Below are 21,987 nucleotides of genomic sequence, written 5' to 3'. Positions count from 1 at the left end.
GCGCGACGGCGCGGCGTGACGACACCCGCTGACGGATCACGGATCACGGCTGACGGCTGACGGCTGACGGCTGACGAGCGTGCCGAGATCACGAGCACCACCGCACTCACCACCGCGCCCCGCAGGCGCCACCACGCCGCGGACCGTCATCGCGCCGCGACTCCTCGCCGCCCGCGGTCCGACCGTGCGCGGCGCTACACCCCGGCTGCCGTACGGAACGGAACCTCGATGGTGACCTCTGTCCCGCTGCCCATGACCGTGTGCCAGTCGATCGTTCCGCTGAGTTCACCCTGGATGAGGGTGCGGACGATCTGCGTGCCCAGGCCCGTTCCGACCTGGCCCTCCGGCAACCCGACGCCGTCATCGCGGACGACGACAGTCAGAGAGTCGTCGGTCCGCTCGGCCGAGATCTCGACCTCACCCTCCCGTCCGGCCAGGCCGTGCTCCACGGCGTTCGTGACGAGCTCGGTGAGCGCGAGCGCCAGCGGGGTCGCGTACTCGCTCGGCAGCACGCCGAAGCTCCCCGACTTCTTGGGGTGAACGGTCGTGTTGTGCGTGGACGCGACCTCGGCGATCAACATGAGGACACGATCGAACACGGTGTCGAAGTCAACGATCTGGGAGAGCCCCTCCGACAGCGTGTCATGCACGACCGCGATCGACGCGACCCGGCGCATCGCCTGGGTGAGCGCCTCCTTGGCCTCATCCGAGTGGGTCCGCCTGGCCTGGATCCGCAGCAGCGATGCCACGGTCTGCAGGTTGTTCTTCACCCGATGGTGGATCTCGCGGATCGTGGCGTCCTTGGTGATGAGCTCGCGCTCCTGGTGCCGCAGCTCTGACACGTCGCGACAGAGCACGATGGCGCCGATGCGCTCGCCGCGCCGCCGCAGCGGGATCGCGCGGAGCGAGACGGTGACTCCCTTCGACTCGATCTCGGTGCGCCACGGCGCCCGCCCCGTGACCACGAGAGGGAGGGACTCGTCGATGTCCTGCTGCTGGGGGAGAATCTGCGTGGTCACCTCGGCGAGCAGCTCGCCCTCGAGCTCGTCGTCGAACCCCATGCGGTTGAACGCGGACAGGGCGTTCGGGCTGGCGAAGGTCGTCACGCCCTTCACATCAAGCCTGATCAGTCCGTCCGAGGCTCGCGGCGCTCCACGCCTCGGACCGGTCGGACCGCTGAGATCGGGGAAGTCCCCGTCCGCGATCATCTCGAAGAGGTCGTTCGCGCAGTCGTTGAAGGTCAGCTCCTGGCGGCTCGGGGTTCGTGCCTCGCCAAGGTTGGTGTGCCGGGTGATCACGGCGATGGGGTGGGGCGTGTTCTCGGTCGAGGCGGGGCTCAATCGACGAAGCACGGGGATCGCACGCACCCGAGTCGGAGTCTCCTCGAACCAGTCCGGCGCCGAGGAGTCGATGATCCGACCGGTGCTGTACGCCTCGGACACCTGGCGCTTCCACTGAGCCTTGATGTTCTGGCCGACGAAATCGCGATAGAACAGGGTCGCTGCGCCCGACGGCCTGCTGTGCGCGACGGCGACGAAGGACTCGCTCTCGGTCGGGACCCAGAGCACGATGTCGGCGAGTGAGAGGTCCGCGAGCAGCTGGGAGTCGCCGACGAGCATGTGCAGCCAGTCGATGTCCTCCTCTGAGGACCGACCGTGCAGGAGAACGAGTTCGCTGAGAATCGACACCTGGACAGTCTACGGTCGCCCGCTCCGCACGCCCCACGCCGACCCGTCGCCCTCCTGCACGCGGCGCGTTCATCATCGTGCCGCGAACACCGCGTGCTCAGGTGTGCGTTCGCGCGCGCCGTCTCCACCAGCGTCCGTCGCCTCCGCGATGTCCGTCGGCTGCGTCGCGTCCGCCGGCGACGCGGCCCTCAGGCCTGCCCTGCGTTCGCAGTGCCGGGTCGATTCGCTCGGCGAGTCGCCGTATCGCGTAGACGAGCGGCGAACGCGGCGCGACATCCCTCCAGGTCCCCCGCTCGGCGAACGCTCTGTCGACGGCGCGCAGGTCGTAGGGAACGAGCGAGGGATCGCTGATGTCCGCCAGCCGCTCGAGTGCATCATCGAGCTGGGCGGCCGGTCCTGAGCCGAGGGCGTTCCACCTGACACGGTTGACGACGGGGATGATCCGCGCGGCCCCGGCCAGCTCAACCAGACCCGCATGCGCCCTGATGAAGCGCATCATGGAGACCGGCTCGGCACCGGCGACCGCGACGACGATGCTCGCCGATCGGATCGCGAGCAGGGTCGCCGCGTTGCGCCGGGGAGCGAGCAGGTCGCTGATGATCTCCTCGTCCTGCTCCAGGTTGAACCCCACGTCGATCACGACCTCGTCCGCCCAGTCCCTGCACGCGCCGACGACGTTCGCCAGGCTGTCCTCGTCGAGCTCCGGCCAGCGCGCCGCCCGGACGATGCCTCCGAGGAGCCAGAAGACGGACCCGTCGGCGGGCTCCACCCGCTCCAGATAGCGATCGATGGTGTCGCGGTCGAGCTCACCGCGTGCGGCTGCACGGCACGCCGCCGCGATCCCTGCGGACTCGTCCAGCAACCCCAGCGCGGCCGCCTGAGACGACCCGTAGGTGTCCGCGTCGATGAGGACGACGCCTCGCCCCGCGGCGGCGAACTCAGCGGCAAGAGCCGCGGCGATGCTGCTCCGACCCGGCGCGCCGGTCGGACCCCACACCACCGTCACTCGCCCCGCGGTCGCCGGTGAGACGTGCCGGTCCGACACCGCCTCGGCGAGCGCCTCGACGATGGTCTGCCACTGCGCGGATGGCGGCACGACCGCCACACCACGGCGCGCACCTTCCCGTGCCAGCGGAGGGGACCGGGTGAGGACGACCAGGCGCGCGCCCGCACGGTCCGCCCACGTCTGAACGCTGCCGATGCTCTCCGGCTCGGAAACGATGACGGCTGCAGCCCCCGACGACTCGATCCACGACCGGGGATCATCGTCGTCCTCACCACGGGCACGGAGCACGATGCCCTCCTCGGCAGCGGACGCGGAGAGCCGGGTGACCGTCGTGGGCGGCGCATCGATAATGACCAGGCGGTCGTCTGCGTTCCCGGTCATCGCTCCGCCCCCGCGCTCTGCACCACCGTGATGCCCCCTCGCGTGGACTGTGCCGTGATGACCGCCGCGACGTCGTCCTCGGGAATGATCACCTCGACCGTTCGAGCATCGTCTGCTCCGGTGAGTCCGGACGACACATCAACCGATGCGATGGTCGCGCCGCTCACCAGCGGCGCCGCGTCCACGTCGAGGTCGGGCTCCGCGGCCCGCCACAGATCGACCCGTGTCCCGGCCGCGATCCCCGCCGGAGCGGAGCCCCCTGCACTGATCACGATCCGCGCCAGCCCGTTGTCGGTGCCGGAGGTCATCGTGCGACGAGGCACCAGCTCGCCCGCCGCCACCGTCTCGGTCACGGTCATGCCAACGGTCGTCTCGCCCTCGACCAGGTACCGCTCACTCGACTCACCGACCGCAGCCTGAACGACCCGCACGTCGCCGGCGCCGATCGTGTCCCCGGGGAGCAGGGTGCGCGAAGCGACCGCGAAACGGGTGCCGGGGACCGCGTTCGCCACCGTCAGCCAGGTTCCCGCCACGGCCAGTGCCACCAGCGCCACACCGATGACCCCTCGCGCATCGATCCGTCTCCACCACGCGCGCTTCCTCGCCATCGTCTCCCCCTCCGTCGCCTGATCCGAACGGCCACAATCGTGGGGGCGGGACGTCTCCCGCGCCGCGATTATCCACAGCACCGATGCCCTCATCAGGAGGCGGGTCAGTGTGCGGATAATCGAATCATGATCAGGAACTCCTCGCCGGCGGCACCGCGCTTTCTCACGGTCGTCGACGTGGCCGAGCTTCTCAAGGTCGCCCGCGAGGACGTCATGGATCTGCTCGGCAGGGGTGAGCTCCGCGCGATCCGTGTCGGCACGTCAGGGCAGTGGCGCATCGAGATCGACGAGCTGACCGCCTACGTCGATGCGCAGTACGAGGAGGCGCGGCGCGCGTTGCTCTGGCGAGAAGCGAACCTGGCGAGCATCGGCGATCTGGACGATGCGCGACGCGGTCGTGCGACGCGCATCGCACCGCGGCTGTAACGCTCGACGCGGGTCGCCCGCCGTCACGACAACTCGATGTACCTGACCGTGTGGAATGCGACGATCCGGACGGCGGTGACCGCCGTCCGCCGCCGCGGCGTACCCTCGGGGTGCAGAGCAAGGTCGCAGTGGTCGGCACCGACCCTATCGATCGTCCCGTGGCTCTTCTCGTCGGTCACCACGACGACGGGACGCCGGCGGCGCGCCAGATCCCTGAGCAGGAACGGGAGCGAGATCCTCTCCGCTATGCGCGGCACGGCGGACGCCGGCTCTCCGCTGCCCGGCACGGTCTCGACCGCATGGTCTGGCGCCGTCTCGATCCAGCGGAGCGATCGAAGCGGAACGAGCAGTGTCCGGGCGAAGTCGTGAGGTCGGTTACTCCCCCTGGGTTCGGCGTGACCCTGCGCGCCAGCGCGGCCCCGCGAATCGGCACGGCCTCGCGCGGCAGAACGACCCTGCACGTCAGAACGACCCTGCACCCGCGGGGCGTCGTCGGGGACAGCCTCGACCAGCAGCCAGTCTTTGCCGAGCCCGGCGACCCGGCCCGCGAGCGGCGGCTCCTCACCGAAGCGCAGCCGGATGGTCTGTCCCCGAAGGGCGGCGGCCCTCTCCCGCACGGTCAGACGGGCGACGCGGATCCGCTCGTCCTCGATTCGGCGTTCTCTGTCTTCCGAGCTCAGTTCGAACTCGAGTTGGCCCTCGAGGTCGGTGAAGAGGCTGTCCCATCGCACTCGCGGGACACTAGCCGAGCACTGTCGGCGCCACATCATCGACCCACAGAGCGCCGGTCGACGAGAGGCAGTGTCGCCGCAGATGGGCAGAACTCCCCATTGGCTGGACAGCCCGCAGCGAACATGATTAGGTCTAATCAGATGTTCAGAAACAACTCGGGGGGACGAGTTTCTCGACACTGTGCAGCATGACGCTTCGCACACCGCCGACCCCGCTTCCCGGAGCTGCTTCATCGTCGGTACGGCTTACCCGAGGCCAGACGCCGGTCATCATCTTCCGACCGATATGCACAGACGGAGCCAGTCACGTGAGCAACGCACTCGCCCAGAATCAGTCACAACCAGCACGAAAAGCACGTCCGCGAGGGGAACGACGAGGGGCGTTCGACGCCGAACAGTTCTTCGGCCACCAGCCCACACCCAGTGCCGAGCTGCCGGACCCGCATCCACTCATCGAGAACCTCGCGAGCAGCGTCATCGAGGTCCTCGCCGGCGCGCGGGATCTCGAACAGCTGTCGCGCTGGATTACCCACGACGTGTACTCGAACCTCCTCCGCCGCTCCGTGCTCGCCGCGCGGAGCAGACGCACGCGAGGCGTTCCGGCACGACGCCCCCGGATGGGAGTCGGACCGGTGCACATGTGTGAACCCGCGGACGGCGTGATCGAGGCCGTGACGATCGTTTCCACTCCGAACCGGGCTCGCGCCGTCGCCATCCGACTCGAAGGCGTCGACGGTCGCTGGAAGGCAAGCTCGATCGCCGTGCTCTGACCACCCACCGTTGCACCCCGCGCGCTCGCGCACCCCACAACCGCACGCTCGCGCACACGCGCCAAGCGTTGAGGCCCGGGCTCAGCATGTTGCTGAGCCCGGGCCTCAGTGGGCTTTCACGGAGCGTGACGGTCGCGCTCCGTTCGTGCTGAGCGCTACTTCTTGCCCTGGGCGCGACGTTCGGCGCGGTTGCCGCCCTGCTGCTGGCCGAAAGCCCCCCGCCCGGCAGCGGGATCCTCCTCATTGCGGGCCTTCGCGCTCGCAGTGTCGTTGACCCGGCCCTTCTCGTCACGGACCTCCGCCTCGCCCGAGTCGTTCGGAGCGGTGTAGCTGAGGGACTGCTGCTCCTTCTTCTCCTCGTCGGGGGTGGACAGCCCCTTCGCGTTGATCGTCGGCGCCACCTCGCCCGCGGGCGTGTTCACCTCGACGTCCAGGTTGAACAGGAACCCGATCGACTCCTCACGGATCTGCCCCATCATCTGCTGGAACATGGCGTAGCCCTCGCGCTGGTACTCGACCAGCGGGTCGCGCTGAGCCATCGCCCGCAGACCGATGCCGTCCTTGAGGTAATCCATCTCGTAGAGGTGGTCACGCCAGCGGCGGTCCACGACCTGCAGGACCACGCGGCGCTCGAGCTCGCGCATCGCCTCAGAACCGAGCTGCTCCTCACGCCTGCCATACGCCACGGTCGCATCCGAGAGGATCTCGCGGCGGATGAAGTCGCGGTTGACCCGGCCGCGCGACCCGCCGGCCTCGCTGACGACCTCGTCAATGGTCACGCCGACCGGGTACATGGTGCGCAGGTCGGTCCAGAGAGCGTCGAAGTCCCAGTCGTCACCATTGCCCTCGGACACGTGCTGGTCGAGCACCTCGTCGATGACCTGCTCAAGGAACGACGAGACCTTGTCCTCGAGGTCGTCGCCCTCGAGGATCTGCCGCCGGTCGGCGTAGATCGCCTCGCGCTGCCTGTTGAGCACGTCGTCGTACTTGAGCACGTTCTTGCGGATCTCCGCGTTGCGGGACTCGACCTGCGACTGCGCGCTCCGGATCGCCCTGCTGACGACCTTCGACTCGATGGCCACGTCGTCGGGGACGTTCCCTCGCGACATCAGTGCCTCCGCCGCGCCCGCGTTGAACAGGCGCATGAGGTCGTCGGTCAGCGACAGGTAGAAGCGGCTCTCGCCCGGGTCGCCCTGACGGCCGGACCGGCCACGCAGCTGGTTGTCGATACGCCGCGACTCGTGCCGCTCGGTACCGAGCACGTACAGCCCGCCGGCCGCTTGGACCTTCGCGGCCTCCTCCTTGACGACCGCGTTGACCGAGCTGAGCACCTCGTCCCAGGCCGCCTCGTACTCCTCCGGAGTGTCGGCGGGGTCGAGACCACGCGAGGCGAGCTCCTGAACGGTGAGGAACTCGGCGTTTCCGCCCAGCATGATGTCCGTACCGCGACCGGCCATGTTCGTGGCGACGGTCACCGCTCCCAGGCGTCCAGCCTGAGCGACGATCGCGGCCTCACGTGCGTGGTTCTTGGCGTTGAGCACCTCGTGACGAATGCCCTTCTTCGCCAGCAGGCGCGAGAGGTGCTCGCTCTTCTCGACGCTCGTCGTGCCGACGAGGACGGGCTGGCCCTTCTCGTGCCGCTCCGCGATGTCCTCGGCGACCTGCTCGAACTTGACCTGCTCGTTCTTGTACACCAGGTCGGGCTGGTCGATGCGCTGCATCGGACGGTTCGTGGGGATCGGGATCACCCCGAGCTTGTAGGTGGACATGAACTCGGCGGCCTCGGTCTCGGCCGTGCCGGTCATGCCGGAGAGCTTCTCGTAGAGGCGGAAGTAGTTCTGCAGCGTGACCGTCGCCAGCGTCTGGTTCTCGGCCTTGACCTGCACGCCCTCCTTGGCCTCGATCGCCTGGTGGATTCCCTCGTTGTAGCGACGCCCGGGCAGGATGCGCCCGGTGTGCTCGTCGACGATCATGACCTCGCCGTTCATGACGACGTAGTCCTTGTCCTTCTTGAACAGGGCCGCGGCCTTGATCGAGTTGTTGAGGAACGAGATCAGCGGCGTGTTGGCCGACTCGTAGAGGTTGTCGATCCCGAGGTAGTCCTCGACCTTCTCGATACCGCCCTCGAGCACGCCGACGGTGCGCTTCTTCTCGTCGACCTCGTAGTCCTCACCGGCGACAAGCGTCCTGGACAGCCGGGCGAACTCGGCGAACCAGCGGTTCGCCTCGCCCGACGACGGGCCAGAGATGATCAGCGGCGTTCTCGCCTCGTCGATGAGGATGGAGTCGACCTCGTCGACGATCGCGAAGAAGTGCCCGCGCTGGACGAGGTCCTGCTTCTGCCAGGCCATGTTGTCGCGCAGGAAGTCGAAACCGAACTCATTGTTGGTGCCGTAGGTGATGTCGGCGTTGTACTGCTCGCGACGTTCGGCGGGGGTCTGCCCCGAGAGGATCACCCCTGTGGTCATCCCCAGCGCCCGGAACACGCGGCCCATCAGCTCGGACTGGTACTTGGCAAGGAAGTCGTTCACGGTGATCACGTGGACACCCTTGCCCGCGATCGCATTGAGGTAGGCGGGGAGGGTCGCCACGAGGGTCTTGCCCTCACCGGTCTTCATCTCGGCGATGTTGCCGAGGTGAAGCGCGGCGCCACCCATGACCTGGACGTCGAAGTGCCGGAGCCCGATCGTGCGGCTGGACGCCTCACGAACGGCGGCGAAGGCCTCGGGCAGCAGGTCGTCGAGGCTCTCGCCGGCCTCGTGCCGGCGCCGCAGCTCGACCGTCTCGTTGCGGAGCTCGTCGTCGGTGAGCTCGGCGAAGTCGTCCGCAAGCGAGTTGACCGTCTTGGTCAGTCCCTGCAGCCGCTTGAGGGTGCGCCCCTCGCCGACACGAAGGACTTTTTCGAGTAGTGAGGCCACGGATTGAACTCCTGGATGATGTCGGCGTGGTGGCCGGATTCCCCGCGCAGGCAGCACGGAGCGTTCGCAGCACCAATGATCACGACCATGTTACCGAACCGCTCGGTGAATGCTGGCTGTGCCGAGGCAATCGGCGGGAACGACAGCGGGGCGGGCCGACCATCGGGTCGACCCGCCCCTGACGCCGCCCGTCAGCCGGCTGCGCGCGGCGCGGCCTCGGCGTTGTCGAGGGCGATCACGCCGTAGTCCCACCCCTTGCGCCGGTAGACGACGCTCGGTCGGTCCGTCCTGGCGTCGACGAAAAGGAAGAAATCGTGCCCGACGAGCTCCATCCGGTCGACGGCGTCCTCTGCCGTCAGCCACTCGGCTCCGAACAGCTTCTCCCTGATGACGACGGGACTGTAGTCCTGCTCCTCGGCCGCATCCGGCACGACGTCGATCGCCCCGGTCGCCACCCTCTCGATCACGTCGGTGTCCGCCGGGACGAGGTCGATCCCGGGGAAGTTGCCCGTGGCCGCGTCATGAAGCGAGGTCCTGCGCTTGCCCCTGATGTCGGTCCTGCGCTCCTTCGCGCGGCGCAGCCGCTCGAGCAGCTTCGCATGCGCCAGGTCGAATGCCGCGTACTTGTCCGAGGCCTCGGCCTCCGCACGGACCAGCGGCCCCTTGCCGACGAGGGTGAGCTCCGCCCTGTCGCCCCCGCGCTTGCCCGCCTTATCCGCGTGACGTGAGACCTTGATCTCGAGGACCTGAGCGGTGGGGGCGAATGTGTCGACCTTCGCGGTCTTCTCTTCGACGTAGTCACGGAAACGATCCGTGATCCCGAGTCCGCGTCCGACGATGTTTGTTTCCACGACGACCTCCCGGATAAGACGTGTCGCCTCGTTCTCGGGCGATCCTTTCACGCCTTTTCCCACACGCTAGTGCCCCGGCGGATCAAAAGTCATCCCCGTGTGACGCGGCGTGGCCGATTCATCGGATCCTCTCGGCTCCGCACAGGCGAACGCGGTGATCCCGCCGACCGTCCACCCGTGTCGTTCGAGCGCGGCGACCCCGGCGCGGAGCGTCGCCCCGGTCGTGACGACGTCGTCGACGAGGATCACCGATCGCCCCTCAGGCGACGGCACCCCCCGGCGCCTGACCCCGAACGCGCCGTCGAGGTTGCGCGCCCTCTGCGCCCTTCCGAGCCCGATCTGGTCGGCCGTCGAGCGGGACCAGCGCAGCACCGGCGTGACCGCGCACCCCGCGCCCCTGAGCAGCAGTTCCGGCACGCTGAACCCCCGCGAGCCGAGACCCCGCCGTTCAGGGATCGCCACCACCAGCGGCACGGTGCCCGAGGCAGCGACGCGCCGGACCGTTGCGGCGAGAACCGGAGCCCACAGCCGCCCGGCCGGGGCGAGCGGAGCGGTCACGCCCCGCGTCTTCGCCTCCAGGACGACGCGGCGGACGGCGCCCTCGTAGACCGCCGCAGCCCGAAGCTCGCGGCCGGCGACGACGCGGGCCGCCGGCAGTCGCGCGGTCGTGGCCACGCACGCGGCACACAGGCCCGTGTCCGGCATCCGGCACGCTCCGCAGCGTCCTGATGCCGGTGCCGCTGCGCGTGCGCGATCGCCGCCGCCGGGAGACAGGACTGAGGTCATGCCAGGATCCTGCTCCGTTCACCCGCCGCGTCGAGGCGTCGGCACGACTCCCGTCGTGGCACCGGAGCGCGGAAGGGGTGTGCAGGGACGACGGGACGCCGCTCCGCACCCGGCGACGCTACTCCGGCGTCCCCATCTGGGTCGCGAGAACATCCACCTTCGACGCCGTGAACTGCCACCCCGCCTGACGTCTCACGGCCAACCGGCCGTCGTCCGTAAGCGCGCGCAGTTGGTTCGCGCCGTTCCCGCCGACGATCGACCGCGCTCCGGGGAACGACACGATCGAGCTCGACCGTCCGCCGACCTCCTGCAGTTGCGTGAGCGTCTCCCCCTGCGGGCCCTCGATGAGCTCCGCGACCGTCCTGCTGTCGACCCAGGTCGCGTCGATGCCTTCCCCCTGCTGGGTCGAGAGCTCGACGAAGTCGCTGAGCCCGCTCGGCACACCGGCCGCATCCCGCTGGACGCCGGCGACCATGAGGCTCGTGGTGCCGTTGTCGTAGTCGAGAAGGACGAGCAGCCGCGACGAGTCCCGCGCCAGCTCGGCCGAACGCACCGTCGCCCCTTCCGGCCACGAGGAGCGCACCGGGACGACCCCCGCGGCGCCGGCCACGACCATCAGCTCCGGGTGGCTCTCCGGAACACTCCAGACGAAGCCGCTGTTGTCGACGACGGGGTCGACGAGGCCCTTCCTGTCGTCGACGACGGAGCGCTCCCCCGAACGGAACGCCACGGTTCCCGCGTCCGTGCCGACGGCCACGACGCTGCGGTCGGCGGAGATCGCGACCGAGCGGGGCTTCTCGACGCCGATCGACGACGGCACGCCCTCGATCGGGCTCAGCTCGCCGGCAGCCAGGAAGCCGAGTGCCCCCTCACTGACCACGGCGGCCCGCGAGTCGACGCGGGTCGACGCCGGGACGGCAGCGGTGGCGTCGACGTCGACACCGTTGACGGTCATCGCGATCGAGCCGACCGTCGTCACACCCTCCAGACTCGCCTGAAGCTGCAGGAGCATCCGGGAGTAGGCCTCGTCGTCGAGGTCGGCGGCATCCACCGCGAGCGAGACGTCGGCAACCTCCCCCGTCGTCGGCACCGTGTCGGTGCTCAGGCGTGCGTCCGCGGGGAAGGCGGAGACGACGGAGCTCGCGAGCCACTCGCTCGGACCAGCGAGCAGCGCCGACACGATCCGCGTCGTCGTCGACGACCTGACCGGGAACCAGCGGAGCTCGGGCACCAGCGTCGACCAGGTCGGGTCGAAGAAGCTGAGGGCGTGGGCGCTGAACACATCGGTGAACGCGGAGTCCTCGACGATGAGCCCCGCGGGGGCGTCGGCGATGCGCCACTGGCCGTCGACCCGTTCGAAGGCGTACTCCTGCGTGATCGGGTCGCGCGAGTCGATCTCACGGTAGACCCCCTCCTCGTCCACGTCGCCGACGGGGACGAGCGAGAGCTCCACCCTGTCGTCGGCCGCCGGGGTCAGCCGGCGTTCGGCCGCAACGTCGACCGTGACGTTCTCGTCGGGGTGCCACGAGGCCGAGAACGCCGGAGTGAGGTACTCCCTCGCCACGGCGTAGTTGTCCCTCGTGCTCGTCGCCGCGTCGATGAATCCGAGCAGGATCTGCTGCGGGTCGGCATCCTGCTCCGGGCCCTCGGCGATGAAGTCGACGTCGGGCTCGGCATCGGCGGGCGCGGTCTGCCCCCTCTGCACCGAACCGGAGGTGGGAACCGCCGTGCACGCGGCGAGGGTGACGACGGCGACCGCTGCGGCGAGCGCGACGAGACCCCGACGCGTGCTCCGCAGGCGACCGTGTGCCCCCGCGGACCGTACCCGGCCGGTCACTTCCTGCTGCTCGATGCTCATCGGCGCCCCTCCCTCGAATCCGTGTCGTCGGCCGGTACGGCGTCGTCCGGCACGTCGTCGTCCCGCGCCGATTCCCCGTCGACCGGCTCGCCCGCGTGCCTGACCTCGGCGGCACGCACCGGTGCGTCCATCTGCTCGTCGTCGACCGCCGCCTCCGCCTCGCCCGGCTGCACGACGACGACATCGCCCGCCTCCGTCGCCACGACCGCGTCGGGGGACCCGGCGTCGTCGGGCTCGAGCGGGAGGGGAGAACGCTCGATGCTGCCTCCCTCCCTCGGCAGGATCAGGAGGAAGCTCGTCCCCATCCCCGGCCGAGACCAGACCCTCAGATCGCCGCCGTGCAGCTGGGCATCGCCGAGCGAGATCGCCAGGCCGAGCCCCGTCCCCCCGATGGTGCGCTTTCGCGCGGGGTCCGCACGCCAGAAGCGGTCGAAGACGCGCGAGAGGTTCTCGGGCGCGATCCCCTGACCGTAGTCGCGCACCCCCAGCGCGACCGCGTCCGTGTTGCTGTCGATCGAAACAACGATGCTGCGCCCGTCGCCGTGCTCGATCGCGTTGCCGAGCAGGTTGCGCACGATGCGCCTGATCCGCCTCGCGTCGAGGGGGAGCTCCGTGTGCCCTCCCGGTGCCCTGAGGATCAGCGAGCAGCCGGCGGTCGCCGCGAGCGGCGCCATCGACTCCATGCTGTCCTCCGCCAGCTGGACGAGGTTCACCGGCTCACGGTCGAGCTCGACGGAGCGGGCGTCATACCTGCTGATCTCGAGCAGGTCCGACAGCAGCTGCTCGAAACGCCGCGTCTGCGTGTTCAGAAGCTCGACGGCCCGAGCCGTCCCCGCCGGGAAGTCCAGACGCTGGTCGTACAGCACGTCCCCCGCGAGACGGATCGTGGTCAGCGGTGTCCTCAGCTCGTGCGAGACGTCGGAGACGAAACGCTGCTGCACCATCGACAGCTGCTCGAGCTCGGCGATCTGCGCCTGCAGGCTGTCCGCCATCCGGTTGAACGACGAGGCGAGGGTCGCGATCTCGTCCTCGCCCGTGACGGGGATGCGCGTCTCCAGCTCGCCGCTGGCCAGGCGCTCGCTGCTCTCCGCCACCACCTGGACCGGACGCGCGACGAGCCGCGCCACCACCCAGGCGACCGCGGCGACGAGCAGCAGCAGCGCTCCCCCGCCGAACAGCAAGGTGCGCTGCATGAACTGAAGCGTCCGCTCGGTGTCGGACAGCTCATAACCGATGTAGAGCTCGAATCGGCTGCCGTCGGTGAGGGTGATCATGCTTCCGACGACGACGCCGGGCACCTCCCGGTCCTCCGCCGGCAGCGCCACGGCCTGCCACCACTGATCGCTCGGGTTCTGCTGAACCTGGCTGCGGAGGTCGTCGGTGACGACGCCGCCCTGAAGCGCCGGGCTCTCGAAGTCCTGCGGGATGAGCAGATTGCTGTCCTGGCCCGGCGCACGGTAGCCCGCGATCAGTGTCGTCGACGCCGTCTGCGCGATCTGGGTCCTGGCCGTGCTCATCAGGTTCTGCAGCTCGGCGCGTTCCTCGGCGCTCGAGGAGTCGAACAGGCTCTGCGCGCTCGCCGTGGCCCTCCGCGCGTCGACGAGCGCGTCGTTCACCCGCGAGCGGTACATGTCGCTGCTGATGCTCGCGCCCATGTAGATGCTCGTCCCCGCCACGGCGATGATGGCGAGTGCGACCGTCACCACGACGGTCCTGAACTGGAGGGAGCGTCGGAAGCTGTCCGCAATCCGTCCGGGCCAGCCGCGCGGACCGAGCCGCGTCACCCGCGCCGTGGCCGGGGTCATCGCAGGGTCATCCCGCGTGGCCGGCGCGGTAGCCGACGCCTCTGACCGTCGTCACGATGCTCGGGTTGTCGGGGTCCTCCTCGATCTTCGCCCTCAGCCGCTGCACGTGGACGTTGACCAGACGGGTGTCGGCCTTGTAGTGGTACCCCCAGACCTGCTCCAGCAGCATCTCCCGCGTGAACACCTGCTGCGGGGCCGAGGCCAGCGCATGCAGCAGGTCGAACTCGAGGGGCGTCAGCTTGATCGGCTGGCCGTTGCGGGTGACCTCGTGCCCGGCCACGTCGATGGTCACGCTGCCGACGGTGAGGACCTCCGGCCCCGACTCCGGCGCGGGACGCAGCCGTGCGCGGATGCGAGCGACGAGCTCCTTGGGGTTGAACGGCTTGGCGATGTAGTCGTCCGCCCCCGACTCGAGCCCCTTGACCACGTCCGTCGGATCGGACTTGGCGGTGAGCATGATGATGGGAACGCCGGACTCGGCACGGACCCTGCGGCACACCTCGATGCCGTCGATCCCCGGCAGCATGAGGTCGAGGAGGATGAGGTCGGGGGCGACCCGCTGCACGTCCTCGAGCGCGCTCGTCCCGTCGACGGAGAACTCGGTGTCGAAGCCCTCCGTACGGAGCACGATTCCGATCATCTCGGCAAGGGCGACATCGTCGTCGACGACGAGGATTCGTGGGTTCATACCCTCAGTCCTTCTCTCTGCTGACGGGGACCGTCCGGGGGTGGGCTGGCTTCAGCGTAGTCGGCCGCGGCGCCGTGCGCCCGCGCACGGCGCCGCGCGGCCGGCGATACGACCGGAGGCGACACGGCGGGAGGCACCGAGTCAGTACCGGTAGTGATCGACCTTGTACGGGCCGTCGACGGGGACGCCGATGTAGTCGGCCTGCTCCTGACTGAGCGTGGTCAGCTCCACGCCGAGGGCGTCGAGGTGGAGCCGGGCGACCTTCTCGTCGAGGCGCTTGGGCAGCGTGTAGACCCCGACGGGGTACTCCTCGATGCGGGTGTGCAGCTCGATCTGCGCGAGAACCTGGTTGGCGAAGCTGTTGCTCATCACGAAGGAGGGGTGCCCCGTCGCGTTGCCGAGGTTCATCAGGCGCCCCTCGCTGAGGACGAGGATGCTTCGGCCGCTCGGCAGACGCCACTCGTGCACCTGCGGCTTGATCTCGATCCGCTCCGCACCGGGGATCGCCTCGAGGCCGGCGATGTCGATCTCGTTGTCGAAGTGGCCGACGTTGGACACGATCGCCAGGTGCTTCATCGCGAGCATGTGCTCGGTCGTGATGACGCCGAGGTTGCCCGTGCAGGTGACGAAGATGTCGACCTGCCCGACGACGTCCTCGATGCGGGCGACCTGGTAGCCGTCCATGGCGGCCTGCAGCGCGCAGATCGGGTCGACCTCGCTCACGATGACGCGTGCGCCCTGGCCCTTGAGCGCCTCCGCGGCCCCCTTGCCGACGTCGCCGTAGCCGACCACGAACGCCACCTTGCCGCCGATGAGCGTGTCGGTGGCGCGGTTCAGCCCGTCCGGCAGCGAGTGCCTGATGCCGTAGCGGTTGTCGAACTTGCTCTTGGTGACCGCGTCGTTCACGTTGATGGCGGGGAACAGCAGCTCGCCCTCACGCGCGAGCTCGTACAGGCGGTGGACGCCCGTCGTCGTCTCCTCGGTGACGCCGCGCAGTTCGTCGGCGATCCGCGTCCAGCGCTGCGGGTCGTCCGCCAGTGACTCCCTGAGGGCATCGAGGATCACGCGGTACTCGGCGGAGTCGCCGTCGGCGGGCTCGGGGACGACGCCGGCCGCCTCGGCAGCCTTCCCCCTGTGGACCAGGAGCGTGGCGTCGCCGCCGTCGTCGAGGATGAGGTTCGGGCCGGTCCAGTCGGCACCGGCGGCCGCCGCCTCGGCCGACCAGTCGAAGATGCGCTGCGTGCACCACCAGTACTCGGCGAGGGTCTCGCCCTTCCAGGCGAACACCGGCACGCCCGCCGGCGCCTCCGGGGTGCCCGTGGGTCCCACGACGACCGCCGCCGCCGCCTCGTCCTGGGTGGAGAAGATGTTGCAGCTCGCCCAGCGGACCTGCGCGCCGAGGGCGACGAGTGTCTCGATCAGCACGGCCGTCTGCACGGTCATGTGCAGCGATCCGGCGATCCGCGCGCCGGCGAGGGGCTTGGTCTCACCGAACTCGGCTCGCAGCGCCATGAGTCCTGGCATCTCGTTCTCGGCCAGGCGCAGCTGGTGGCGCCCGGACTCGGCGAGGGACAGATCGCGGACGGAGTACGGGGGGAATTCAGGGCTGGTCATGGGACAAGTCTCCCAGAGTCGGGTCAGTCTCCCGGTCCTCCGGCTCGCGATAGCGCATGAGCGTCCAGCCGCGGGGGATGCGGAGGGAGTCAGCGTGGGCCCTGCACAGGTCGTAGCTGTGCGGGTCGGGGGTGAGGCCGAGCGGGCCGATGGCGACGAGGGAGTCGGCGTAGTCGTAGCTGAGGGTGCGCTCGGCACTCCTGCCGCACCCCACCTTGCTGCACACTCGCGTCTCCATCGGTCCCAGGGTAGCCCCCGCCGAGGACGGTGTGCGGGTCGTAGACTCGTGTGCATGCCCCGTCACCGCCAGCGCTCCCTCGCGCGTCGAGCAGTCAGGCACGACCGCCACGGGAGGGCGGGCAGGAGTAGCGTGCTCGGCCCGGAGCTGTTCATCGTCGGCCAGCGCAGCGAGCAGTTCTCGTCGATCGTGGCGGGCGCGGCAGACTACCTCCGCGGGGCCTGGGAGCAGGAGCTGACCGGCGTCGCCTTCGAGGTGGGCGCCATGCCCGCGGCGGCCGACCCTGACGAGGTTCCGCGCTGGTGGACGAGCAAGCTCGAGCGCCGGATCGTGCTGTTCCGCGTGCCGATCGAACGGCTCAGCCGGATGCACCGCAACGACCCGGAGCACCGGCAGATGCTGATCGAGAGCATGGTGTTCCGCGCGACCGCCGAATACGTCGGACGGGACCCCTGGGACCTGGACAAAGACGGCCGCTACCTCTGAGAACCTGACGCCCGGACGAACGTCTGACGCCCCGTCGGGTCACGCCACCATCGACGGCTCCCGCCGACCCTGACGCAGGTGCGGGTGCGGGTGCGGCCCGATGACCGCGACGGGACCGCAGTCTGCACTCCGTGTTCCGCATCCGTGCGGATGCGAGCCACTCTCAGTGCGGGTAGACGGTGAGCGACCCCGCACCGGACGAGGCCGGGTACACCGGCGACGACGCGATGCCGTCGTCCGACACCGCGGAGATCGAGGCCACGACGTCCGAGCCGATCAGCTGGTAATCCGCCCCCGCGTCGACGCGCAACGAGGCCTGATCGCCCGCCGCGATCGTCAGGACACGCTCGTCGCCCCTCCTGTCGACGAGGGTCACTTCCGTGCCCGTCTCCCCCGGGTTGAAGACGTGCAGTCTCGCGTCGACGGCGGCGGGAACCGCGATCGCGGTGAGGTCGCTGAGCGGGCTCGCCGCGGTCGTCCACGCGTACTCCGAGGTGTCGCCGTCCCTCACTGTGGTGCGAACGGCAGCCACGACGGGCACGTCGCTCTCGACGACAACGGAGTACTCCCCCGCGTCGAGGGCTCCGAGCATCGCCTCGGCCACGACGCCGTCAACGACGCGGAGCTCCTGAGGGGGCTGCGCCCCGTCACCGTCCTTGGACACCGTCACCGTCACGGTCGCGCTGTCTGCGTGCGGCGCGAAGATCCGCACACCCGGCTCGATGTCGTCGAACTCCTCGCCCTCGGTCTTCCCAACGTTGTCGGGGATGACCAGCCCGGCGATCGTCTGCCGGGTCGACGCAGCGGCCGTCGCACCGCTGATGTCCACACCGGCCGGGTCCAGGCCACGGGTGCTCGTGCTCTGGATGCTGGCGCTGATCTGGGATCCGCGGGCGACGACCTGGACGACGGGGAGCTGGACGGAGCTCACGAAGGCGCTCAGCGGCATCGCGCGCGTTTGACCCGCGGGCACGATGATTCCGGTGGCGCCCGGTGCCTCGAGCTCTCCGCTCTCCGCGAAGAAGGACATGTCGACGCTCGCATCGGTCTCGCCGGGGTTGCTGAGCACGATCACGGCCGAACGGCCCGTCTCTCCTGAACCCGCGACGAGCCAGTTCTCCGCCCGGGCCGGGGCGCACGAGCTCGTGACGAGACCGAGCATGCCGTCCTGGTCGACACTCTGGCTGAGGGCTCCGGCCATCGCCACCTCCGCGGCCGAACGCAGGACCACCCGTCCGGCGTCGTCGCCGTCCACGTTGAAGCCGTCGAGCGGCGTCGAGGCGGCGTTCTCCGGCGCGGCGTGCAGCCGAGTACCACCGGTCGTGGAGAAGCTCTCGCCGTCCGTGCCCTGGCCGACGAGGACCCCGCCCGTGCAGGCACGACGCTGATCCGCCGGCTGGGGGTCGACCGAGACGGACGGGGACGCCTCGACCAGTTCAGGAAGCTGGACGAGACCGACGGCGGCGCCGACGCCAAGCGCTGCGACGATTCCGACGGCTCCGACGCCGATTCGTGCGACGGTGCGGCCGCTGGGGCTCATCGCTCTTCTCCGTTCGTTTCGTTGTCGTCGTTCGCCGAGGCTTCGGGCGCGCTGCCGGTCCGAGGGGTATCACCGTCGGCCGGCGCATCGGTGAGTGCGGCCGGTTCCTCGGCCGACCCTGGTGCGGCGGTGACCCGCGCCTCATCAGGAGCGTGCGTGTCCGTGTCGGCGGCGGCAGCAGCGGTCGTGCCGACGCCGGCCGTCCCCTCGGCGTCCGTGGGCGCGTCGGCGATGTCGGGGTCGGCGGTGCTCGCCGTCGCGTCGGCGACGGGGGCGTCCTCTGCCGACCCCGCGGGGTCGCGTGCGTCGTCCTCGCTGGGACGATCGTCGCGGCTGCGTTCCTCGGCGGCGTCCTCCGAGGGCGACGAAGCGGACTCGGCCCTGGCGGCACCGATGACGCCTCCGGTGGCGGACCCCTCGTCCGTGCTTCCGATCGCGGCGGGGGCCGCCGCTGGCGCCGCCGCGGTCGGCCGGCCCCGACGTTCACGTGTGCTCGAGGCGGTCGCGCGTCGGCCCCGGTCGGCCCGGTGGCGACGGCGCGCGGCGCGGTCACGGCGACGCATCCGCTTCTCGCTCGTCATCGACTCGACGCTTCGGACCTGCCCGATGCTGCGCGGGTGCAGCTCCGCCTGCCGGCGCGAGGAGACCGTCGGCGCGGAGAGGAGCAGCGCCGCGAGGAAGACGACGGCCGTCACGATGAAGATGGCGGCGCGAAGCGGAGCGGCGATCGTCGGAACGGGCTGGGAAACCGCGGCCTCGCTCGCCTGCCACAGGACACCGCGGTCGGTATCGCCGACGGCGCTCAACGCCGCATTCGCGTCGAGCACAGCGGCGATCTGGGTGGACTGCGCGGCGACGGCGGCGGGATTTGCCCCCTGCTGGGCGGCCAGCTGCGACACGACGACGAATCGGATGCCGAACTCGTCGAGGTCGGCCGCGGTGTCGGCACCGCTGGCGACCACCATGTTCCCCGCGATCTCGGCCAGACGCGCCTCGTCCTCGGTGGCGATATGGGACGTGGCGACGATCGTCGACTGCCGGTCGAGGGTTTCGCCCTCCCCCCTGACCAGCACGGCGGAGAGTGTGTCATCCCCCCGAGGCCGCAGGACGAGCGTGCGGGTGTCCGGATCGTCGGTCGCCGCGGCGCTGACGTAGGCGGGCAGGCCGCGACCGTCAGCAGCCGTGAGCGCGGCCGTGTGCGTCGGGATCGTGACGACGACGGGGACCACCGCGACTGCGGCGGCGACGGCAGCCGCAGCGGCCACCCCCGCACTGCCCCTGCGCCAGCCGTCGAGCGTGATGCCCGCGCAGAGGATCAGCGCGAACCAGTAGAAGCTCAGCGCGGAACCGGTCCAGATCGGCACCGTCGTCGCGCCGAAGATCGTCAGGAACAGGTGGCTGCCGACGACGGCGGAGAGCAGCCCCACGCCTCCGACCAGCAGAAGCGGCGCGGCGATGGCCACGCGACGCTGCAGCAGCGAGGCGAGGGCGCAGACCGCCAGCGGCAGGAACGCCACCGGCAGGACGAGCGAGCCGATCACGTCGGGGAGTGCCCCGCCCTGAACCAGCTGGGGCCACCCCAGCCCGTCCCCGCTGGGAACCCCCAGCAGGAGCTGCCAGCCCGACGGCGTGACGTTGTTCGCCGGCAGGCCCGGGTCGGCGACGATACTCAGCCATGCCCCCCTGCGCACGCCCTGGGTCCACACCAGGGGGGCGAAGAGCACCAGCCCGGGGATGATCGTCCAGAGCAGCCGACCGACGCCACGACGGGATACGAGCAACAGGATCAGCCAGCCGAGCAGCAGCACTGGGATCGTGGACGGAGCGCTCGCGGCGATCACCGCGGCGATGATCGATGCCGCCCCGGCCGCCGTCCAGGAGCGCGCGGCGGCCGTGCCCGCGTAGAACAGCCACGGCACCAGCAGGTGCACGAGCACCGCGTGCAACCGGCCGTCGGCGAGGGCGACGACGAAGGGGGGTGCAACGGTCCAGAGGATCGCACCGACGATGCGGACCGCGCTGCGCTCGGTGAGCCTGACCATGGCGAACCACGCACCCAGCGTCGCGAGCGGAAGGGCGGCGACCATGATCGCCACCACGGCGGCCGACGGCTGCCAGAACGTGATCGAGCCGAGGACCGCGAGGACGACGGCGAAGGGGTCGGCCGCCCCCGCCTGGCCCACGCTGATGTCGCGCCAGCCGAACCCGGCGTTGCGCCAGAGCTCGCCGATGCTCCCGGAGAGCTGGGTGAGGTTGGCACCGGCGAGATAGCCGCCGCCGAGCAGTGGCACGACGAGCGCGACGCCGAGAAGAGCGGACGCCAGAACGACCCACGCCCCGCCGCCGTCGAAGAAGCGAAGAGCGGATCGCTCCGAGGCGATCACGGGCACGTCGTCCTCGGCGCGGAGCCGGCGACGGCGCCTGACCTCGGACCAGCTGATCCGCAGGGGCGCCAGGGCGCTCCACGGCACCGTCTTCGCTCTCCCGAGTCGTCGCCGCGCCTCGCCGAGTCGCTGGCGGGAGAAGGCAGCTTGGAGCGCGGAGCCGATCTCCGCGGCGATCGTCTCGGGCCGCTTGCGCAGGAGGGCGACGACGACGCGCACGAGCGCCGTCGGGACGAGTGCGAGCCAGTGCAGCCAGAGGGCCCACGCGGGCGAGTACACGAGGCGCCGGTGCAACTGCGAGAAACGGGCGAGGCGCGTGTTACGCCTGCGCGTGGACGCCCTGGTGTCGCGGCGGGGCCCTGCAACGCCGTCGCCGTGGTCGAGGACGGCGGCAGCGGGGGCGACGGCGACGCGGTGCCCGACCAGGCGGGCCCTGATGCTGAGGTCGAGCCCACCGTCGAAGGAGACCAGGGCCGGATCGAATCCGCCCAGCTCCCTGAACACGGAAGCACGCACGAGCATCGCGGTCGCCTGGGCCCCGAGGACATCGCTGCTGTGATCGTGCTGTCCCTGGTCCATCTCATCGGAGACGAGGTCGACCCTCGCCCCGAAACGGGTGACGGACTGCCCGAAGCTGGCGATCATGGACGGGTCCTGCCCGTCCAGGACCTTCGGTGCCGCGATGGCCACCGAGGGGGCCGTCTCGAGCGCACCCACGAGCACCCGCAGCGCATCCGGCCGAGGGGTCGAGTCCTGCGCGAGGAACCACAGCAGCTCGTCCTGATCGAGATCGGGGAGGGAGCGCGTCGCGAGTGCGACGGCCTGCCCGAACGGCAGCGTGTCCGGCGCCGTCACCAGCTGGGTGGGCGCGAATCCCCTCGCCGTGTCGAGCACGGAGTCCGGCGCACCGGTCGCGACGATGACGAGCCGGTCAGCCGGGCGCGTCTGGGCGGCGAGCGCGGAGAGCGTGCCGGACAGGTGGTCTGAGCCGTCCCGCCCATGACCGGAATGGACGACGACGATCGCTGTAACTCGGGGAGACATCGCACTCAGGCTAAGCCGCGCCTTTGCCGCCCCCTGCTCGGCGCGCGGGAGACTCGGCACAAAAACGCCCCGCCGCCCTGGGGAGGACGCGATGGCGGGCGAGGCGCCCGCGCCCTGCCGCACGCCTGGTGCTCGGCGAGAGCCGGAGTCGCACGCACGGCACGG

General features: G+C 70.2%; 17 protein-coding genes. 3 read left to right on the top strand and 14 right to left on the bottom strand.

What is annotated here, in order from left to right:
- Positions 1–194: 194 nt before the first annotated feature.
- The 3 genes from FM119_RS10860 to FM119_RS10850 all read right to left on the bottom strand — a co-directional run bounded on the left by FM119_RS10860 (position 195) and on the right by FM119_RS10850 (position 3,683).
- Complete coding sequence (locus tag FM119_RS10860) at positions 195–1,688, bottom strand: sensor histidine kinase (protein WP_087138023.1); 1,494 nt, start codon at positions 1,686–1,688, stop codon at positions 195–197.
- 97 nt (positions 1,689–1,785) lie between these two features.
- Positions 1,786–3,075 (bottom strand): CpaE/TadZ family protein, encoded by a 1,290-nt coding sequence (locus FM119_RS10855; protein WP_087138021.1) that lies wholly within the window; start codon positions 3,073–3,075, stop codon positions 1,786–1,788.
- Positions 3,072–3,683 carry an SAF domain-containing protein gene (locus FM119_RS10850; protein WP_087138019.1) on the bottom strand — a complete coding sequence of 204 codons (612 nt, stop codon included), beginning with the start codon at positions 3,681–3,683 and terminating at the stop codon, positions 3,072–3,074. Before FM119_RS10850 ends, FM119_RS10855 begins: the two co-directional genes overlap by 4 nt.
- A 126-nt stretch (positions 3,684–3,809) precedes the next feature.
- Between FM119_RS10850 and FM119_RS10845 the strand changes: the two genes are divergently transcribed.
- Positions 3,810–4,109: a helix-turn-helix domain-containing protein gene (locus tag FM119_RS10845; RefSeq protein ID WP_087138017.1), complete on the top strand. Its 300-nt coding sequence runs from the start codon at positions 3,810–3,812 to the stop codon at positions 4,107–4,109.
- Positions 4,110–4,132: 23 nt separating this feature from the next.
- Here FM119_RS10845 and FM119_RS10840 read toward each other — a convergent pair whose 3' ends face one another.
- Positions 4,133–4,840 (bottom strand): hypothetical protein, encoded by a 708-nt coding sequence (locus FM119_RS10840; protein WP_087138015.1) that lies wholly within the window; start codon positions 4,838–4,840, stop codon positions 4,133–4,135.
- Positions 4,841–5,148: 308 nt separating this feature from the next.
- Here FM119_RS10840 and FM119_RS10835 point away from each other — a divergent pair, with 308 nt between their 5' ends.
- Positions 5,149–5,610 carry an Rv3235 family protein gene (locus FM119_RS10835; protein ID WP_245827449.1) on the top strand — a complete coding sequence of 154 codons (462 nt, stop codon included), beginning with the start codon at positions 5,149–5,151 and terminating at the stop codon, positions 5,608–5,610.
- A 155-nt stretch (positions 5,611–5,765) separates the two neighbouring features.
- Here the strand turns inward: FM119_RS10835 and secA are convergent, their stop codons facing one another.
- From secA to FM119_RS10795, 8 genes are all read right to left on the bottom strand, one after another.
- A complete protein-coding gene (gene secA, locus FM119_RS10830; RefSeq protein WP_087138013.1) occupies positions 5,766–8,528 on the bottom strand; it encodes a preprotein translocase subunit SecA in 2,763 nt (920 codons plus the stop codon).
- A gap of 191 nt (positions 8,529–8,719) precedes the next feature.
- Positions 8,720–9,379: a ribosome hibernation-promoting factor, HPF/YfiA family gene (hpf, locus tag FM119_RS10825; RefSeq protein ID WP_087138011.1), complete on the bottom strand. Its 660-nt coding sequence runs from the start codon at positions 9,377–9,379 to the stop codon at positions 8,720–8,722.
- Between the two features lie 66 nt (positions 9,380–9,445).
- Positions 9,446–10,084 carry a ComF family protein gene (locus tag FM119_RS10820; RefSeq protein WP_245827448.1) on the bottom strand — a complete coding sequence of 213 codons (639 nt, stop codon included), beginning with the start codon at positions 10,082–10,084 and terminating at the stop codon, positions 9,446–9,448.
- 199 nt (positions 10,085–10,283) lie between these two features.
- Positions 10,284–12,023 (bottom strand): LpqB family beta-propeller domain-containing protein, encoded by a 1,740-nt coding sequence (locus FM119_RS10815; protein WP_087138007.1) that lies wholly within the window; start codon positions 12,021–12,023, stop codon positions 10,284–10,286.
- On the bottom strand, positions 12,020–13,828 hold the full coding sequence (gene mtrB / locus FM119_RS10810) for an MtrAB system histidine kinase MtrB (RefSeq protein WP_143822687.1): 1,809 nt from the start codon (positions 13,826–13,828) through the stop codon (positions 12,020–12,022). Before mtrB ends, FM119_RS10815 begins: the two co-directional genes overlap by 4 nt.
- Before the next feature lie 7 nt (positions 13,829–13,835).
- A complete protein-coding gene (gene mtrA, locus FM119_RS10805) occupies positions 13,836–14,516 on the bottom strand; it encodes an MtrAB system response regulator MtrA (RefSeq protein WP_087138005.1) in 681 nt (226 codons plus the stop codon).
- Positions 14,517–14,657: 141 nt separating this feature from the next.
- On the bottom strand, positions 14,658–16,130 hold the full coding sequence (gene ahcY, locus FM119_RS10800; protein WP_087138003.1) for an adenosylhomocysteinase: 1,473 nt from the start codon (positions 16,128–16,130) through the stop codon (positions 14,658–14,660).
- Positions 16,117–16,368, bottom strand: a complete 252-nt coding sequence (locus FM119_RS10795) for a DUF3499 family protein (RefSeq protein ID WP_087138001.1) — start codon at positions 16,366–16,368, stop codon at positions 16,117–16,119. The genes ahcY and FM119_RS10795 overlap by 14 nt, the downstream gene beginning before the upstream one ends.
- Positions 16,369–16,422: 54 nt before the next feature.
- Here FM119_RS10795 and FM119_RS10790 point away from each other — a divergent pair, with 54 nt between their 5' ends.
- The gene (locus tag FM119_RS10790) at positions 16,423–16,854 is read left to right on the top strand and encodes a metallopeptidase family protein (protein ID WP_087137999.1); all 432 of its coding nucleotides are present in this window, start codon (positions 16,423–16,425) and stop codon (positions 16,852–16,854) included.
- 163 nt (positions 16,855–17,017) lie between these two features.
- On the opposite strand, the gene FM119_RS10785 is transcribed toward FM119_RS10790, so the two are convergent.
- Together FM119_RS10785 and FM119_RS10780 are read right to left on the bottom strand one after the other, a co-directional pair.
- On the bottom strand, positions 17,018–18,394 hold the full coding sequence (locus FM119_RS10785; protein ID WP_087137997.1) for a DUF5719 family protein: 1,377 nt from the start codon (positions 18,392–18,394) through the stop codon (positions 17,018–17,020).
- Positions 18,391–21,822, bottom strand: a complete 3,432-nt coding sequence (locus FM119_RS10780; RefSeq protein ID WP_087137995.1) for a glycosyltransferase — start codon at positions 21,820–21,822, stop codon at positions 18,391–18,393. The genes FM119_RS10785 and FM119_RS10780 overlap by 4 nt, the downstream gene beginning before the upstream one ends.
- Positions 21,823–21,987: the final 165 nt, after the last annotated feature.

The organism is Mycetocola reblochoni REB411, assembly GCF_900163835.1.
In the GTDB taxonomy this organism is placed as follows: domain Bacteria; phylum Actinomycetota; class Actinomycetes; order Actinomycetales; family Microbacteriaceae; genus Mycetocola_B; species Mycetocola_B reblochoni.
The sequence above is the reverse complement of the archived record's forward strand: the minus strand, read 5'-3'. Positions and strand labels throughout refer to the sequence as shown.